The organism is Polynucleobacter sp. MG-28-Ekke-A2 (assembly GCF_035012985.1).
In the GTDB taxonomy this organism is placed as follows: Bacteria; Pseudomonadota; Gammaproteobacteria; order Burkholderiales; family Burkholderiaceae; genus Polynucleobacter.
Map to the genome: position 1 here is coordinate 1 of NZ_JAYGQU010000065.1, position 608 is coordinate 608.

General features: G+C 45.9%; 1 protein-coding gene. It reads right to left on the reverse strand.

The features are described 5' to 3' along the window. Positions 1-608, reverse strand: a 608-nt coding sequence (locus VC188_RS11935) for an AMP-binding protein (RefSeq protein ID WP_323484111.1), incomplete at both ends; no start/stop codon positions are given.

Sequence of the window (608 nt, forward strand, 5' to 3'; positions counted from 1 at the left end):
AACAACCCCTTTTGGCTTGCCGGTCGAGCCTGATGTGTAAATTACATACGCTGGATTTTCTGGGGTAGTAATTGAGATCGGGTTGTAGTTTGGATTATCAGCAATTATTTCCCAGTCGCAATCTAAGCAAATTAAACGACTATCGCAACGGGGTAGGACTGTAATTAAATGTTCCTGGGTCAGTAGGATATGAGGCTTGGTATCCTGGAGCATGAAGCCTAGTCGTTCAGTGGGATATTCAGGGTCCAAGGGGACGTAAGCTCCGCCTGCCTTAATGATTCCCAGCAACCCAATCATCATTTCTAGGCTACGTTCAATGCATAAGCCAACCAACACTTCAGGGCCGACCCCTTGGCTACGTAGATAGTGTGCTAGTTGATTGGCTTTTGCATTGAGCTCAGCATAAGTAAGACTGCGATCTTCAAACGTAACTGCAATAGCATTCGGTGTACGCTCAACCTGAGCCTCGAATAATTCTGGAAGTGTTTTTGGTGCAAGGAGTTGCTCAGTGTCATTCCACTTTTGCAAAATAGTGTGCCGCTCGTCAGGGGACAAAATGCTGAGTTTGCTAATGCTTTGATCTGGATTGGCTACTGCTGACTCTAGAA